The following is a 14,944-nucleotide window of genomic DNA, read 5'->3' as shown; positions in this document are numbered from 1 at the left end:
GCGCCATCCACGGGCCGGACGGGCAGATTCGCAGCCCGTCCGGCTTCGGAGGACATGGCGCGGCTGCAGCCGCCGCCCCGCTACACGTACCGCTTGATCTCGCGCCGCGCCAGCGACCGCTGATGCACCTCGTCCGGCCCGTCCGCCAGCCTCAGCGTCCGCGCCCCCGCCCACAGTTCCGCCAGCGGGAAGTCCTGGCTCACGCCGCCCGCGCCGTGCAGCTGCACCGCCTTGTCGAGGATGTCGACCACCGCGCGCGGGGTGGCGATCTTGATGGCCTGGATCTCCGTGTGCGCCCCCCGGTTGCCCACCGTGTCCATCAGCCATGCCGTCTTCAGCACGAGCAGCCGCAGCTGCTCCACCGTGACCCGCGCGTCCGCGATCCAGTTCTGCACGACGCCCTGCTGCGCGAGCGGCTTGCCGAAGGCCGTGCGGGACACCGCCCGCTTGCACATCAGCTCGATGGCCCGCTCCGCCATCCCGATCAGCCGCATGCAGTGGTGGATCCGGCCGGGACCCAGGCGCGCCTGCGCAATGCCGAAGCCGCCGCCCTCCTCGCCGATCAGGTTCGTCGCGGGCACCCGCACATCGGTGAACACGACCTCCGCGTGACCGCCGTGGTAGTGGTCCTCGTACCCGTACACCTGCATGGCGCGCCGCACTTCGAGGCCCGGCGTGTCGCGCGGGACGAGGATCATCGACTGCTGGCGGCGGATGTCGGCGCCGTCCGGGTCGGTCTTGCCCATCACGATGAAGATCCCGCAGTCCGGGTTCATCGCCCCGGAGATGTACCACTTGCGGCCGTTGACGACGTACTCGTCGCCCTCCCGCGTGATCCGGGTCTCGATGTTGGTCGCGTCCGACGAGGCCACCTCGGGCTCCGTCATGGCGAACGCCGACCGGATCTCCCCGGCGAGGAGCGGCTCCAGCCACTGCTTCTTCTGCTCGTCCGTGGCGAACTGGAGGAGCACCTCCATGTTGCCCGTGTCCGGCGCCGCACAGTTGAGCGCGGTCGGCGCCAACTGGGGGGAACGGCCGGTGATTTCGGCGAGCGGTGCGTACTGGAGGTTGGTCAGCCCGGCACCGTACTCCGCGTCGGGCAGGAAGAGGTTCCACAGACCCTGCCTGCGCGCCTCGGCCTTGAGGTCCTCGACGATCTGCGGGGTGTCCCACGGGGAGGCGAGCTGTGCCCGCTGCTCGTGCGCGATCGTCTCGGCCGGGTACACGTGCTCGTCCATGAAGGTGAGCAGCTTGGTGCGCAGTTCTTCCGTACGGGCGTCGAATGCGAAGTCCATGGGGGTGATCAGCCTTCCTGGAGGGTCGTGAGGCCGTGCGCGATGAAGACGGGGACGAGATCGCCGATGCGGTCGAAGCCGGCGCCGACGGTCCGGCCGAGGGTGTAGCGGTAGTGGATGCCCTCCAGGATCACGGCGAGCTTGAACCACGCGAACGCCGTGTACCAGGAGATGGCGGAGGTGTCCCGGCCGGAGCGGGTCGCGTAGCGCTCGATCAGTTCGGCGGGTGTGGGGTGGCCGGTCGCTCCGCTGGTGGTCGAGACCGGGGACTTGGGCAGACCCAGGTCGGAGCTGTACATGACCAGCAGGCCGAGGTCGGTCAGCGGGTCGCCGAGCGTCGACATCTCCCAGTCGAGGACGGCCTTGATCCGGTCGTCGGGGCCGATCAGCACGTTGTCCAGGCGGTAGTCGCCGTGGATGACAGTGGGCGCGGGGGAGACGGGCAGTTCCCGCCCGAGCGCGGCGTGCAGCTCGTCGATACCGGGCAGTTCGCGGTTGCGGGAGGCGTCCAGCTGCTTGCCCCAGCGGCGCAGCTGCCGGTCGAGGAACCCCTCGGGGCGCCCGAAGTCGCCGAGCCCCACCGACTCCGGGTCCACGGCGTGCAGTTCCACCAGAGTGTCGACCAGGCCCAGGACGACTTCGCGGGTGCGCTCGGCACCGAGCGGGGCGAGCTGCTCGGCGGTGCGGTACGGGGTCCCCTCGACGTACTCCATGACGTAGAAGGACGATCCGATGACGGAGTCGTCCTCGCAGAGCAGCAGCGGCTCGGGCACCGGCACGGCCGTCGGGTGCAGCGCGCTGATGACCCGGTGCTCACGCTTCATGTCGTGCGCGGTGGCGAGGACATGGCCGAGCGGAGGCCGGCGGACGACCCAGTGACCGGTGCCGTCCGTGACGATGTACGTCAGGTTGGAGCGGCCGCCCTCGATGAGCCGGGCTTCGAGCGGTCCGTTCACCAGACCCGGCCGCTCGCGGTCGACATGTCCGCGGAGCCGGTCCAGGTCGAGACCTGGCGGATGGACTGAGCTCATCGTGCGCACCTCCGGGGTGAAAAGACGTCGGTGCTCATGATGCCGACCAGTCGGTATGTCGTCCAGTGAACTCCCGTAATCCGGTGCGTGGACTCCGTGTCGAGTGAGTCGGGGTCCTGCTGTTCAGCCGTATCTCCGAATGAGGAGTGTGCGGTGATTCACATGCCGCGGACGAGCATGTCGAGTACGCCACCCGGGGCGGCGCCTCGGCGTACACCTGTCACGACCGCGTTCCCGACCGGGCGACGGATGTCCGGCCACGCCCGCGCACGCTCCTGCCGCTCCGCGCGGCGGCCACCGTCTGAGTTGCGGGCGGTCTGAGCAGCCCGGATGGTCGGATGATGAAGGCGATCAGCTACAGCAGGTACGGCGGGGCCGACGTCCTGGAGTACGGCGAGCGGCCCGACCCCAAGGTCGGCCCGGACAGCGTTCTGGTGAAGGTGCGGGCCGCTGCCGTCAATCCGGTCGACTGGAAGGCGAGGGAGGGCCACCTCCAGTCCGGACTGGAGGCCGTCTTTCCGGTGATCCCCGGCTGGGATGTCTCCGGAGTCGTCGTGCAGCCCGGAATCGCCGTCGACGAGTTCGCCGTCGGCGACGAGGTCATCGGCTATGTGCGGGAGGACTTCCTGTCCCGCGGCACCTTCGCCGAGTACGTCGCCGCCCCCGTGCGCACGCTCGCCCGCAAGCCGCTGAGCCTGAGCTTCGAGGCCGCGGCGGGGCTGCCGCTGGCCGGCCTCACCGCGTATCAGGTGCTGCACCGCACACTGCGGATCCAGGACGGCGACACCGTGCTGGTCCACGCGGCCGCCGGCGGCGTGGGCTCACTGGCCGTCCAGCTCGCCCGGCATGCGGGCGCCCGTGTCATCGGCACCGCGAGCGAACGCAACCACGAGCACATCCGGCAGCTCGGCGGCGAACCGGTGGAGTACGGCGAAGGGCTCGCCGACCGGATCCGGGCCCTGGCCCCCGACGGGGTCGACGCCGCCTTCGACACCGTGGGCGGCGAGGCTCTCCGCGTCTCCGCGGACGTACTGAAACCTGAGGGCAGGCTGGCGTCCATCGCGGACGGCGAGGTCTTCTCGTACGGCGGGCGTTACGCCTTCGTACGGCCCGACGCGGCGGATCTGACCCAGCTCGCGGGACTGGCCGAGCAAGGCATCGTCTCGGTCCATGTCGACCGGGTCTTCCCGCTGGAGCAGGCCGCCGACGCCCAGCGGCTCAACGAGGAGGGACGCACCCGGGGAAAGATCGTCGTCACTGTCCCCTGGGACAACTGACCTGCGCGGAACGCCTCAGAAGATCATCGCCGCGGCGAACACCGCGAGCGCGATCGTGCAGGCCGCCGCCGTCAGGGCGCCGCGTGGTGCCAGTGGCTGCGGCCGCGCGGTCCCCATCCCGAGCACCCGCCGGTGGGCCACCCGCAGAAACGCAAGCCACGCCAGCACGCTCAGCGACACGGCGACGATCCCGGCCGGGGTCGCGCCGCCGTGCAGCGCCGCCTTCCCCGCCAGCACCGCCACCACCGTGCAGGACAGGGTGGTGCGCCGCCACGCCAGCCGGGTCCGCTCGGGTTGCAGTCCGGGGTCCCGCTCCCCGTCGGTCACCTGCCCTCCCAGCCGAAGAGGACCACCACCACCATCGCGACGGCGACGACGGCGACAGCGACACTGAGCAGCGTCGGGAACCGGGAGACCGGCAGGTCCTCGCCGCGCCGCATCGCCCGCTCGCACCGCACCCAGTGATTGACCGCCCGCAGGGAACAGAGCACACCGGCGGCGAGCAGCGCGAGCGCCAGCCCCGCCCTGACCCCCCAGGCCAGTTCCGGCAGGAACTGGTCGACGGCGAAACCGCCGCCGATGAGCGCAAGAGCCGTCCGGATCCAGGCGAGGAACGTGCGCTCGTTGGCGAGCGAGAAGCGGTAGTCGGGGGTGTCGCCCTCTTCACGGATCCGCTGCGGCGCAAACCACAGCTTCACGCTCTGTACGAACTCGTTCACGCCCGAACCTTATCGATCGTTCGGTGGCCGGCTGCCCGTCGGGGCCCGGCCTGCCCGGTACTCCCGCAACCGGTGGTACGTCTCCAGACCGTCCGGCACCCACTCCCAGTCGCCGAGCCGCTCCGCCAGTTCGCCCTCGGTGAGGAACGTGTGCCAGGCGACCTCCTCCACCTGCGGATTCACCGGAAGCTCGCACCGCACCTGGTAGACGTACGACCACCAGGTGTGCTTTCCACCCGTGTAGAGGAACTTGAAGAGCGGTTCGGGGCGGGGGAGTCCGAAGACCCCGAGCTCCTCCTCGGCCTCCCGCAGCGCCGCCTCGTCGTAGGACTCGCCCGCACCGACCACCCCGCCGACGAACATGTCGTAGCGCGAGGGGAAGACCAGCTTGGTTGCGGTCCTGCGGTGCACGAAGAGCCGGCCCTCGGCGTCCCGGGCCTCGATGAAGACGCAGCGATGGCGCAGGCCCCGCGCGGTCGCCTCACCGCGCGGGGCCTGCCCCACGACCTCGTCGTTCTCGTCGACGATGTCCAGGATCTCGTCAGCAGCAGTCATGCCGCCCATCCAACCTCAGGCCGGAGTCCGGGACCCGGCCGGGGATCACTGACCCATGACGTACTTCACGGTCGGACCGGTGGTCCAGCCGCCGTCCACGGCGAGCTCGGCGCCGGTGATGTAGGAGGCGGCGTCCGAGAGCAGGAAGGTTACTGCCTGGGCGATCTCCGACGGCTCGCCGACCCGGCCCATCGGGGTGTTCGGGTAGTTGCCCTCACCCTGCTGGATGCCGACCGACGCGGTCATCGGCGTGTGGACCATGCCCGGGTGGACGGAGTTCACCCGCACCTTCGCCGTGCCCAGCTCCACCGCGCCGACCTTCGTGAGGCCGCGGACGCCCCACTTGGACGCGCCGTAACTGGAGGTCAGTGCGAGGCCCATCAGGCCGGCGGCCGAGGATATGTTGACGATCGAACCGCCACCGTTCTCCTTCATCACCGGGATGACGGTCTTCATGCCGATGAAGACGGCGGTCAGGTTGATGTCGATGACCTTGCGGAAGTGCTCGACCGTCTCGGTCTCCAGCGGCTGACCGGTCGACACACCGGCGTTGTTGACCAGCCCGTCGATCCGGCCGAACTCGGCGAGGGCGAACTCGGCGACCCGCTGCCAGTCCTTCTCGGACGTCACGTCGTGGTGCAGGAAGCGGGCGTTGGTGCCCAGCTCGGCGGCGGTCGCCGCGCCTTCTTCGTCGAGTACGTCGGTGATCACGACGCGGGCGCCGCCGACGACGGCCCGCCGGGCGGTCTCGGCGCCGAGGCCGCGGGCGCCGCCGGTGATGATGACGGTCTTGTCGCTGAGCCGGTGGAGGTCGGTCATGGTGATGTCCTTCATGCGGTACGGGGCACGGGTGCGTGCAGAAAAGCGGTCGTCGTCGCGACAAGATCGGCGAGGAACAGCTCCTCGCCGGTCAGCGGTTCGACGCCGTCGAGGTACTGGCGGGCGCGGTCGGCGAACGCCGCACCGATCAGGGTGAGCGCCAGATCGAGGCGTTCCAGCCGCAGGGGCCCGGGCAGCTCGGTCAGGCAGTCCGCCATGCGGCCGATGACCCGTCCGTAGGCGGTGCCGTCCAGCGCGGGGTGCGGGGTGCCGGTGCGCAGCCCGGTCTCACGACTGAGCTGGGCCGAGATCCGCAGGCAGCGACGGCCGCGGTCGTCGGCCAGCAGGCTCGACTCGGCTGTCACGAGAGCGGCGAGCAGCTTCCGTACGCCCGGTCCTTCGTCGCCTGTGGCGTCCGTGTTGTCGAGCGTGTCGAGGAGCGGTGCGATCACGCGTTCGGTACGGGCCTGCCGTCCGGCCATCACGGCGTCCAGAAGTCCCGCCCGGGAGCCGAAGTGGTACTGCACCGCGGAGGGGTTGCTCTGCCCGGCAAGCCGGACGATGTCCCGCAGCTGGGCGCCGTCGGTGCCCTGGGCGGCGAAGATCTCCTCGGCCGCGCGAATCAGTCGTTCCCGGGTCTCGGGCCCTGATGTTCTCGCCATGCCGAACACTGTAATGCTGGCCATTATTAATAACCAGGCGCACCGCCCCGACTGTGAGGGAACAGACGCGGAGCCGGTCGCCCGACCGCCCGTCAGCGCGGTTGGAGGCTGCGCCTGCGGTGATGGTGGCCGCGCCCCTCCGGCATCGCCGGATGCAGCCCCAGCAGCATGATCCCGACGACGATCGCCGTCAGGCCCGCCGCCTGCCAGGCCAGCGCGGCCGCGTCGGTGCGCAGCTGGTCGCCGAGGAACCCGACCCCGCAGGCGATCCCGGCCAGCGGCTGGGCAGCGGTCAGCGCGGGCAGCGACGTCCGCAGCGGCCCCGTCTCGAAGGCGCTCTGCACCAGGATCAGACCTGTCACGCCCAGCACCACCACCGCGTACGGCTGCCAGCCTGTCACCAGAGCCGTCCACCCCCCGTCCGACAGCCGCTGTCCGCTCACTCGGGTCAGCGCGTCCTGGAGGCCGTACAGCAGTCCGGCCGCCACCGCGAGCAGAGCGGGGGCCGCTCCGTGCTGCGAGCGCTTCGCGAACGTGGTCAGCACCAGGGCGATGCCCACGACCACGCCGATCACCAGCCAGTGCCGCAGCTCGTTCGTGACCACCTGTCCACCCTGCGGCCGGCCTCCCAGCAGGAAGGCGGTGACCCCGCCGGCCAGCAGCCAGAGCCCCGCCCAGCCCTGTCGGCCCAGCCGCTGCCCGGTGCGATGGCGCGACAGAGCCATCGCGAAGAGCAGATTGGTCGCCAGCAGCGGCTCGACGACGGACACCTCGCCCTTGCCCAGGGCCAGCGCCCCCAGCGCCATCCCACAGACCATCAGTCCGATCCCGGCCAGCCAGCTCGGCACCCGCATCAGGTCGAGCAACAGCCGGGGGGAGAGGAAGTCGCTCCTCGGGGCGTGCTCGGCGGCGGCCTGCTGCAGGACAAAGCCGAATCCCAGGCAGCAGGCGGCGCTCACGGCGAGTACGAGGACCAGCACCGACACCGTTCTCTTCCTCAAGTCCGGCCAGGGGAGGGTGATTTGTTTCGACGATAGCGCCTCGGCGGCAGGGGTGCGGCCGGAGCGCCGCCGACCGGGCGGTTGACGCCGCACCGACCGGTGCCCAAGATCTGACGCACGAGTAACTTCCGGCTCGCTCCGGCCCGCCCCGACAAGGATGGAACCCATGGCGTACGACGCTGATGTGATCGTGATCGGGGCAGGGCTCGCGGGTCTCGTGGCCACTGCCGAGCTCGTCGACGCGGGCCGCACGGTGATCCTGCTCGACCAGGAGCCCGAGCAGTCGATCGGTGGTCAGGCGCACTGGTCCTTCGGGGGTCTCTTCCTCGTCGACTCGCCCGAGCAGCGCCGCATGCGGATCAAGGACAGCCAGGAGCTGGCCCTTCAGGACTGGCTCGGCACGGCGGGGTTCGACCGCAAGGAGGACCACTGGCCACGGAAGTGGGCCGAGGCGTACGTCGATTTCGCTGCCGGGGAGAAGCGGTCCTGGCTGCATGCCCAGGGGCTGCGGATCTTCCCCGTCGTCGGCTGGGCCGAACGCGGCGGTTACGACGCGACCGGCCACGGCAACTCCGTACCCCGTTTCCACATCACGTGGGGCACCGGCCCCGGCGTCGTCGCTCCGTTCGAACGCCGGGTCCGCGAGGGCGTCGCCAAGGGGCTCGTCCGGCTGAGGTTCCGCCACCGGGTCACCGGTCTCGGCCGCACCGCGGGCGCCGTCGACACCGTGACCGGCGAAGTCCTCGAATCGAGCGGCGCCGAGCGCGGCACCGCGAGCAGCCGCGTGGCGACCGGCACCTTCGAGCTGAAGGCGCAGGCGGTGATCGTCACATCCGGTGGCATCGGCGGCAACCACGACCTCGTCCGCGCCCAGTGGCCCGAGCGGCTCGGCACCCCGCCCGCGAAGATGCTCTCCGGGGTGCCCGCCCATGTCGACGGGCTGATGCTCGGGATCACCGAGGAGGCGGGTGCCCACCACATCAACCGTGACCGGATGTGGCACTACACGGAGGGCATCGAGAACTGGAACCCGATCTGGGCCGAGCACGGCATCCGGATCCTGCCGGGTCCCTCCTCGCTCTGGCTGGACGCCCGCGGCAGGCGGCTGCCGGTCCCGCTCTTCCCGGGCTTCGACACGCTCGGCACCCTCGAGCACATCATGAAGTCCGGCCACGACTACACCTGGTTCGTTCTCGACCAGAAGATCATCGGGAAGGAGTTCGCGCTCTCCGGCTCCGAGCAGAACCCCGACCTGACCGGGAAATCGGTCCGTGACGTGATCGGCCGGGCGCGCGCCGACGTGCCGGGCCCGGTCAAGGCGTTCATGGACAACGGCGTGGACTTCGTCGTCGAGAAGGACCTCGACGCGCTGGTCCGTGGCATGAATGCCCTCACCGGCGAGCAGTTGATCGACACGGACGCGCTGCGCCGCGAGATCGCCGCCCGGGACCGCGAGATCGCCAACCCGTTCACCAAGGATCTCCAGATCACGGCGGTCCGCGGGGCGCGCGCCTATCTGGGCGACAGGCTGATCCGTACGGCGGCGCCGCACCGCATTCTCGACCCGAAGGCCGGCCCGCTGATCGCCGTGCGGCTGAACATCCTCACCCGCAAGTCGCTCGGCGGACTGGAGACGGACCTCTCGTCGCGGGTGCTGACCGAGGACGGCACGCCGCTCGCCGGTGTGTACGCGGCGGGGGAGGCGGCCGGATTCGGCGGCGGAGGAGTGCACGGCTACCGCTCGCTCGAAGGGACGTTCCTCGGCGGCTGCATCTTCTCCGGGCGGGTGGCGGGCCGCGCCGTGGCCGAGGCGGTCGGCGTCTGAGGGCTGTCCCGTCATCCCTGGTGGTTCGGCGCGCGGCGTCGGATGCGGTGCATCGCAAGGCGGCGGAAGGGACCCGAGCGAAGGGGGGTCCCCATGTCCTGACGGCGGCAGGGGAGTCGGTGACCGACGACAGCGCCGCAGACATGCGTGCCCGACCCCGCGAGCCCGGCACGATCCGAACGAGAGGCCTCGGCCTCAGAGGAGCTCACAAAATGGGCGTCCGGCTCGCGACGCCTGGCACGCACGCTCGCTGCGTTGCCGAAATGCCCTAGTAGCTCCTCCCCCAAGCTCTCAGCTTCATTCGAGCAGGGGAGACCCCGTCCGAGGGCCTTCCAGTGCCTTGCGATCGCACGTGCCAGACGCCGCGAGCTGATCGGACTCCCATTTTGTGAGCTCCTCTCAGTCGCGTCACCCCCCGACGACGGGGTCGAGCAGCTCGACGACCCGGAACCGTTCGGCGACGATCAGTGTGTCGTCGTCGACCGTGAACTCCGGGTCGCCGAGCGCCTCCCGCATCTCCTCCCCGTGCCAGAACCGCTCATGGCCCGCGCGCCACTGCGCCACCGATGTGTCGCCCTCGCCCTCGTCGAGCACATGCTGGAGACCGACGTCACCGAGCCGCAGGACCCGTACCTCCGTCACCTCGACGACCGCGATCTCCCGGCCGTCCGAATCGATCAGCGCCGACCGTTCGCCCACCGCGGGCAGCTCCTCCTGCTCCGCCGCGTACTCCGCGAGCAGTCCCGTCGTCGACACCTTCACGCCGGCGAGCACCGCCCCCACCAGCTGATCGCGCAGCGGCCCGGGAAAGGCGAGAAGGAACGGTTTGAGAGCTTCACGGTTCGGCATGGCGCAAGTCTCACATGTCCCGGCACCTCCCGAAGGAGAGGAGGCGAAAGTCTGAGTTCCGGCCAACCCGGCTGGAAATCAGCGAAGTTGATCGATTCAGCTCTTGACGTGGAGCCCCGCCTACCGCTTTGCTGTGGCGCGTTCGAAATGTCTGTACCTGTCTCGTACGTGTTTGCGCAAGGGCCCGCACTGTGCTCGCACCCGCGCCGTAAAGGAAGCCAGCGGTGTCGCCGCCCCCGCCTCCCCCGGGCCGCTCCCGAAGACCGGGCGGGCGCTCCGGCCACCCCTTCGACACCGAACTCATCGACGTACGAGAACAGTTCACCCAGGGCCGGTGGGCCAGGGCCCGCTCCCTGCTGGTCGCCACCGGCCATGACCGGGACCGCCGCGGCCACCGCGGCGTACTCGGAACCCCGTGACCACCCCACCGACGCCGCGCCACCCCCCGTTGTGCACCTCCCCGCATTTCTCCTCAACGAAGGGACCACCCCCGCCATGTCGACGGGCAGTTCAAGAACGAGCGAGACCGGCACCACCGGCGGCATCAGCACCTACAAGGGTGAGGAACGGGCCCTGCGCGCGGACCGGCTCGGCACCCCGGGACTGCTTCTCTCGGTCCTCGCCGCCAGCGCACCCCTGATGGTCGTCGCCGGGGTGATGCCCACCGTGTTCGGCGTGATGGGCATCGTCGGCCAGCCGCTGCTGTACGTCATTCTCGGCATCGTCCTGATGCTGTTCAGCGTCGGTTACGCGGAGATGAGCCGGCACGTCCACAACGCCGGTGCCTTCTACGCGTACATCGCCCGAGGACTCGGCCCGACCGCGGGCGCCGGTGCGTCACTCGTCGCGCTGGTCGCGTACAGCGCCATGCAGGTCGGCATCTACGGCATCCTCGGCTTCGAGGTCTCCGGCCTGTTCTCCACCTACCTGGAGACCGACCTCGCCTGGTGGATCCCGGCAGTCGTCGCCGTCGTGATCGTCGGTGTGCTCGGCTGGCTGAAGATCGACCTCAACGCCAAGGTGCTCGGCGTGCTGCTGGTCGTCGAGTGCGCCCTCGTCGTGATCTTCGACATCGCCGCCGTCTCCAAGCCGGGACCGGAAGGCCTGTCGCTGCACGCCTTCAACCCCGACACCCTCGCCGGTGCCGGACTCGGCACCGCGCTCTGCTTCTGCATCGCCGCGTTCGTCGGGTTCGAGCAGGCGCCGGTGTATGCAGAGGAGACCAGCCGCCCGCAGATCGTCGTCTCCCGGGTGATGTTCCTCGCCGTCGGCTACGCCGCCCTGTTCCTCGCGATCAGCTCCTGGGCACTGACCGTCGCCGCGGGCCCCGGCTTCATCGCCGACACCTCGCTGAAGGAGGGTCCCGGGATGCTGTTCGGTCTCACCGAGGACCGGCTCGGCACCACCTTCACCGACGTGCTGCACGTCCTCTTCGTCACCGGCATGTTCGCGGCGCTGCTCAGCTTCCACAACGTTGTCGCCCGGTACGCGTTCGCGATGGGCCGTGAGAACCTGCTGCCCGCCGCGTTCGGCCGGACCAACAAGTCCAGCGGTGCCCCGGCCACCGGCTCGCTGCTCCAGTCCGGCGTCTCCCTGGTCATCGTGCTGGCCTTCGCGTTCACGGACGACAAGCCGGCCGGCGACCCGACCGCCCCGGTGCTGCACCTGTTCACCTGGATGGGCAACGTCGGCGCGCTCGGCGTCATCGTGCTGATGGCCGCCGCCTCCTTCGCCGTGATCGCCTTCTTCGTCAAGCGCGGCGCAGGCCAGGCGCAGCTGTGGCGGCTGATCGCCTCCGGTCTGGCCGGTGTGGCGCTGGTGGCCATCGCCGTCTTCACGGTCCGGGACTTCGACGTTCTCGTCGGATCCGGTCCCGGCTCGGTGCTCAACTGGCTGTTGCCCGGAGTCGTCGTCGCCTCGCTCGTCATCGGCCTGGTGTACGGGGCGGTGCTGCGCTCGACGAAGCCGGCGGTGCACGCCAGGATCGGCCTGGGCAACGAGGCGTTCCAGTGGGAGAAGGCGGCGGAGAGCGGTGCGGCCCACCGCTGAGGCCCGTCGCCTTACCGAAGTGTGACGGACACCCGCGGCCCCTGGTGACATGCGGCCGCGGGTGCTCGAATGGGCTGGTGAACAGTCGACCTCCCGATGCCGCAGGCACACCCGTGGGCCGTCGCCTGGTCCTGACCATGCTGGGGCTCGGCGCCGCCGGAGTCGTGGCGGGGCCCGCCCTGCAGCGCGTCCTGGAGTCCGGGCTCGGCGCGGTCGCCGACAAGGACCCCACCGGCCTGAGCGGACTGCTGCCCAACGGCGGCGGATTCCGCTACTACTCCGTCGCCTCCTCGGTACCGAGGAAGAGCGCCACGGACTACCGGCTGACGATCGACGGTCTGATCGACCGGCCCGCCACGTACACCCTCGACCGGCTCCGTGCCCTGCCGCAGACGCGGCTGGTCCGCGACGTCCAGTGCGTCACCGGCTGGCGCGTCCCCGAGACCCCGTTCGAGGGCGTACGGCTCTCCACGCTGCTGGACGCGGCCGGGGTTCGGCCCGGGGCGAAGGCGGTCCGCTTCACCTGCTTCGACGGCACGTACAGCGAGAGCCTCACCCTCGACCAGGCCCGGCGCCCCGACGTACTGGTCGCCCTGCGCATGCAGGACAGGCCGGTGGCCCACTCCCACGGCGGCCCGGTCCGCCTCTACGTGGCCCCGATGTACTTCTACAAGTCGGCGAAATGGCTCTCCGGGATCACCGTCACCGACTCCGTGAAACCCGGTTACTGGGAGGAGCTCGGCTATGACGTCGACGCCTGGGTCGGGCGGTCCAACGGCCGCGACGATGCCCCCACCGGCTGACCCCACCGGGCGGGTGCACCGCTTCAGCAGGGCGGAGCGCTGGGTGCACCGCACCACGGCCTGGCTGATGCTGCTGTGCGTGGCTACCGCCGCCTGCCTGTACCTGCCCCAGCTCGCCGAACTCGTCGGCCGCCGCCGTCTCGTGGTCACCGTGCACCAGTGGTCCGGGCTGCTGATCCCCGTACCGCTGCTGGCCGGTCTCGTCTCCCGGGCGCTGCGCGCCGACCTGTCCCGGCTCAACCGGTTCGCGCCGCACGACCGCCAGTGGCTGCGGGCGGTGCGCCGCCGTGACCGGAGGCCCGGGGCCCGGCCCGCCGGTAAGTTCAACGCGGGGCAGAAGCTGTACGCCGCCTGGATCGCGGGCGCCGTGCTCGTCATGACCGGCACCGGACTGCTGATGTGGTTCACCGGCCTGGCCCCGCTGGTGTGGCGGACCGGCGCCACGTTCGTCCACGACTGGCTCGCGCTGGCCATCGGGATCGTGCTGGCCGGGCACATGGCAATGGCGCTCGCCGACCCGGAGGCACGCCGAGGCATGCGCACCGGGTCGGTCGAGCGCCATTGGGCGCGGGCCGAACACCCACTGTGGGGGGAATGCGCCGAGAGGCCGGAAGGGCGGTCCGGCGAGTCGCGGGACGACTCGCCGGACCTGCGTTAGAGGACCAGCGACAGCAGCAGGATGAAGGCGAGCGAGACCACGGAGATGATGGTCTCCATCACCGACCAGGTCTTCACCGTCTGGCCGACGCTCATCCCGAAGTACTCCTTCACCAGCCAGAAACCGGCGTCGTTGACGTGGCTGAAGAAGAGCGAGCCCGCACCGACGGCGAGGACCAGCAGCGCAGCGTGCGACGTCGACATGTCGGCGGCGAGCGGGGCGACCAGACCGGCCGCCGAGATCGTGGCCACGGTCGCCGAGCCGGTCGCGAGCCGGATCGCGACGGCGATCAGCCAGCCCAGCAGCAGCGCCGGGATCGACCAGTCCTTGGAGAAGTCCAGGATCATCTGGCCCACACCGGCATCGATGAGGGTCTGCTTGAAGCCACCGCCCGCACCGACGATCAGCAGCACGCCCGCGATCGGGGCGAGGGACTTCTCGACGGTGGTGGAGAGCCGGCCCTTGCTGAAACCGGCTGCCCGGCCCAGCGTGAACATCCCGACGATGACGGCCGCGAGGAGCGCGATCAGCGGCGAGCCGATCACATCGGTGACCCGCTGGACGTGGTTCTCCGGGTTGTCCACGACGATGTCGACGAGGGCCTTGGCCAGCATCAGCACGACGGGCAGCAGGATGGTCGCCAGCGTGGCGCCGAAGCTGGGGCGACGCTCCAGGTCCTCCGACGGACGCTGCGGGATCATCTTCTCGGGCGCCTTGATGTCCACCCAGCGGGCGGCGTAACGGGAGAAGACGGGGCCCGCGATGATCACGGTCGGTATGGCGACCAGGACACCGAGCGCCAGCGTGACACCGAGGTTGGCGCCGAGGGCGTCGATCGCCACCAGCGGGCCGGGGTGCGGCGGGATCAGCCCGTGCATCACGGAGAGACCGGCCAGCGCCGGGATACCGATCCGCATCAGGGAGTAGTTGCCGCGCTTGGCGACGAGCAGCACGACCGGGATCAGCAGCACGATGCCGACTTCGAAGAACAGCGGCAGACCGATGATCGAGGCGATGAGGACCATCGCCCACGGCATGGCGCGCCCGCTCGCCTTCGCGAGAATCGTGTCGACGATCTGGTCCGCGCCGCCGGAGTCGGCGAGCAGCTTGCCCAGGATGGCGCCGAGCGCGATCAGGACACCGACGCCCGCGACGGTCGAGCCGAGACCGGTGGTGAAGCTGGCGATCGTCTTGGCGGGCGCGGCACCGGCGAAGGAGCCGAGGGCCAGCGAGCCGATGGTCAGTGCGAGGAACGCGTGCAACTTGAACTTGGTGATCAGCAGAACGATCACGGCGATGCCGGCCAGGACGGCAATGCCCAACTGCGCGTTGCCTGCCGAGGTGATCGGTTCGACGGCGTCCGCTGCCAACATCTCGACGTTGAGACTGGTCACGGTGGGG

General features: G+C 70.3%; 16 protein-coding genes. 6 read left to right on the top strand and 10 right to left on the bottom strand.

Features of this window, described 5'->3' with window-relative positions:
* Window positions 1-80: 80 nt before the first annotated feature.
* Together ACFU8W_RS14215 and ACFU8W_RS14210 are read right to left on the bottom strand one after the other, a co-directional pair.
* Window positions 81-1,295, bottom strand: a complete 1,215-nt coding sequence (locus ACFU8W_RS14215; protein WP_384036038.1) for an acyl-CoA dehydrogenase family protein — start codon at window positions 1,293-1,295, stop codon at window positions 81-83.
* 8 nt (window positions 1,296-1,303) lie between these two features.
* Window positions 1,304-2,326 carry a phosphotransferase family protein gene (locus ACFU8W_RS14210; RefSeq protein WP_384036035.1) on the bottom strand — a complete coding sequence of 341 codons (1,023 nt, stop codon included), beginning with the start codon at window positions 2,324-2,326 and terminating at the stop codon, window positions 1,304-1,306.
* A 341-nt stretch (window positions 2,327-2,667) separates the two neighbouring features.
* Here ACFU8W_RS14210 and ACFU8W_RS14205 point away from each other — a divergent pair, with 341 nt between their 5' ends.
* Complete coding sequence (locus ACFU8W_RS14205; RefSeq protein WP_384036226.1) at window positions 2,668-3,603, top strand: NADP-dependent oxidoreductase; 936 nt, start codon at window positions 2,668-2,670, stop codon at window positions 3,601-3,603.
* A gap of 15 nt (window positions 3,604-3,618) precedes the next feature.
* Here ACFU8W_RS14205 and ACFU8W_RS14200 read toward each other — a convergent pair whose 3' ends face one another.
* The 6 genes from ACFU8W_RS14200 to ACFU8W_RS14175 form a co-directional block, all read right to left on the bottom strand.
* Complete coding sequence (locus ACFU8W_RS14200; protein WP_384036032.1) at window positions 3,619-3,930, bottom strand: DUF202 domain-containing protein; 312 nt, start codon at window positions 3,928-3,930, stop codon at window positions 3,619-3,621.
* Window positions 3,927-4,322 carry a DUF202 domain-containing protein gene (locus ACFU8W_RS14195; RefSeq protein WP_327247249.1) on the bottom strand — a complete coding sequence of 132 codons (396 nt, stop codon included), beginning with the start codon at window positions 4,320-4,322 and terminating at the stop codon, window positions 3,927-3,929. The genes ACFU8W_RS14200 and ACFU8W_RS14195 overlap by 4 nt, the downstream gene beginning before the upstream one ends.
* 9 nt (window positions 4,323-4,331) lie before the next feature.
* Window positions 4,332-4,877: an NUDIX domain-containing protein gene (locus ACFU8W_RS14190; protein WP_384036029.1), complete on the bottom strand. Its 546-nt coding sequence runs from the start codon at window positions 4,875-4,877 to the stop codon at window positions 4,332-4,334.
* Window positions 4,878-4,922: 45 nt separating this feature from the next.
* Complete coding sequence (locus tag ACFU8W_RS14185; RefSeq protein WP_384036026.1) at window positions 4,923-5,696, bottom strand: SDR family oxidoreductase; 774 nt, start codon at window positions 5,694-5,696, stop codon at window positions 4,923-4,925.
* An 11-nt stretch (window positions 5,697-5,707) separates the two neighbouring features.
* Window positions 5,708-6,358 carry a TetR/AcrR family transcriptional regulator gene (locus tag ACFU8W_RS14180; RefSeq protein ID WP_384036023.1) on the bottom strand — a complete coding sequence of 217 codons (651 nt, stop codon included), beginning with the start codon at window positions 6,356-6,358 and terminating at the stop codon, window positions 5,708-5,710.
* Between the two features lie 92 nt (window positions 6,359-6,450).
* Complete coding sequence (locus ACFU8W_RS14175; RefSeq protein ID WP_345513527.1) at window positions 6,451-7,344, bottom strand: DMT family transporter; 894 nt, start codon at window positions 7,342-7,344, stop codon at window positions 6,451-6,453.
* A 181-nt stretch (window positions 7,345-7,525) separates the two neighbouring features.
* Here ACFU8W_RS14175 and ACFU8W_RS14170 point away from each other — a divergent pair, with 181 nt between their 5' ends.
* Complete coding sequence (locus ACFU8W_RS14170) at window positions 7,526-9,184, top strand: FAD-binding dehydrogenase (protein WP_384036020.1); 1,659 nt, start codon at window positions 7,526-7,528, stop codon at window positions 9,182-9,184.
* A gap of 408 nt (window positions 9,185-9,592) precedes the next feature.
* Here the strand turns inward: ACFU8W_RS14170 and ACFU8W_RS14165 are convergent, their stop codons facing one another.
* Window positions 9,593-10,033, bottom strand: a complete 441-nt coding sequence (locus ACFU8W_RS14165; protein WP_384036017.1) for an ASCH domain-containing protein — start codon at window positions 10,031-10,033, stop codon at window positions 9,593-9,595.
* A gap of 224 nt (window positions 10,034-10,257) precedes the next feature.
* On the opposite strand from ACFU8W_RS14165, the gene ACFU8W_RS14160 reads away from it, so the two are divergent.
* The 4 genes from ACFU8W_RS14160 (at window position 10,258) to ACFU8W_RS14145 (ending at window position 13,543) form a co-directional block, all read left to right on the top strand.
* A complete protein-coding gene (locus ACFU8W_RS14160; RefSeq protein WP_384036245.1) occupies window positions 10,258-10,452 on the top strand; it encodes a hypothetical protein in 195 nt (64 codons plus the stop codon).
* 76 nt (window positions 10,453-10,528) lie between these two features.
* Window positions 10,529-12,082 (top strand): APC family permease, encoded by a 1,554-nt coding sequence (locus ACFU8W_RS14155; RefSeq protein WP_384036223.1) that lies wholly within the window; start codon window positions 10,529-10,531, stop codon window positions 12,080-12,082.
* Between the two features lie 137 nt (window positions 12,083-12,219).
* Complete coding sequence (locus tag ACFU8W_RS14150) at window positions 12,220-12,885, top strand: molybdopterin-dependent oxidoreductase (RefSeq protein WP_384036220.1); 666 nt, start codon at window positions 12,220-12,222, stop codon at window positions 12,883-12,885.
* A complete protein-coding gene (locus ACFU8W_RS14145) occupies window positions 12,869-13,543 on the top strand; it encodes a cytochrome b/b6 domain-containing protein (protein WP_384036014.1) in 675 nt (224 codons plus the stop codon). The genes ACFU8W_RS14150 and ACFU8W_RS14145 overlap by 17 nt, the downstream gene beginning before the upstream one ends.
* On the opposite strand, the gene ACFU8W_RS14140 is transcribed toward ACFU8W_RS14145, so the two are convergent.
* Window positions 13,540-14,937, bottom strand: coding sequence for a gluconate:H+ symporter (locus ACFU8W_RS14140; RefSeq protein ID WP_345513523.1), 1,398 nt, complete (start codon window positions 14,935-14,937; stop codon window positions 13,540-13,542). The genes ACFU8W_RS14145 and ACFU8W_RS14140 overlap by 4 nt on opposite strands.
* Between the last annotated feature and the right edge of the window lie 7 nt (window positions 14,938-14,944).

It is taken from the genome of Streptomyces sp. NPDC057565 (assembly GCF_042801455.1).
Classification (GTDB): Bacteria; Actinomycetota; Actinomycetes; order Streptomycetales; family Streptomycetaceae; genus Streptomyces; species Streptomyces yanii.
The sequence above is the reverse complement of the archived record's forward strand: the minus strand, read 5'-3'. Positions and strand labels throughout refer to the sequence as shown.

Bases quoted from the DNA above. Each gene is read 5' to 3' on its own strand.
- ACFU8W_RS14145 (WP_384036014.1), top strand. From the start codon at position 12,869: ATGCCCCCACCGGCTGACCCCACCGGGCGGGTGCACCGCTTCAGCAGG.
- ACFU8W_RS14215 (WP_384036038.1), bottom strand. From the start codon at position 1,295: ATGGACTTCGCATTCGACGCCCGTACGGAAGAACTGCGCACCAAGCTG.
- ACFU8W_RS14190 (WP_384036029.1), bottom strand. From the start codon at position 4,877: ATGACTGCTGCTGACGAGATCCTGGACATCGTCGACGAGAACGACGAG.
- ACFU8W_RS14180 (WP_384036023.1), bottom strand. From the start codon at position 6,358: ATGGCGAGAACATCAGGGCCCGAGACCCGGGAACGACTGATTCGCGCG.
- ACFU8W_RS14155 (WP_384036223.1), top strand. From the start codon at position 10,529: ATGTCGACGGGCAGTTCAAGAACGAGCGAGACCGGCACCACCGGCGGC.
- ACFU8W_RS14150 (WP_384036220.1), top strand. From the start codon at position 12,220: ATGCTGGGGCTCGGCGCCGCCGGAGTCGTGGCGGGGCCCGCCCTGCAG.
- ACFU8W_RS14170 (WP_384036020.1), top strand. From the start codon at position 7,526: ATGGCGTACGACGCTGATGTGATCGTGATCGGGGCAGGGCTCGCGGGT.
- ACFU8W_RS14185 (WP_384036026.1), bottom strand. From the start codon at position 5,696: ATGACCGACCTCCACCGGCTCAGCGACAAGACCGTCATCATCACCGGC.
- ACFU8W_RS14205 (WP_384036226.1), top strand. From the start codon at position 2,668: ATGAAGGCGATCAGCTACAGCAGGTACGGCGGGGCCGACGTCCTGGAG.
- ACFU8W_RS14210 (WP_384036035.1), bottom strand. From the start codon at position 2,326: ATGAGCTCAGTCCATCCGCCAGGTCTCGACCTGGACCGGCTCCGCGGA.
- ACFU8W_RS14165 (WP_384036017.1), bottom strand. From the start codon at position 10,033: ATGCCGAACCGTGAAGCTCTCAAACCGTTCCTTCTCGCCTTTCCCGGG.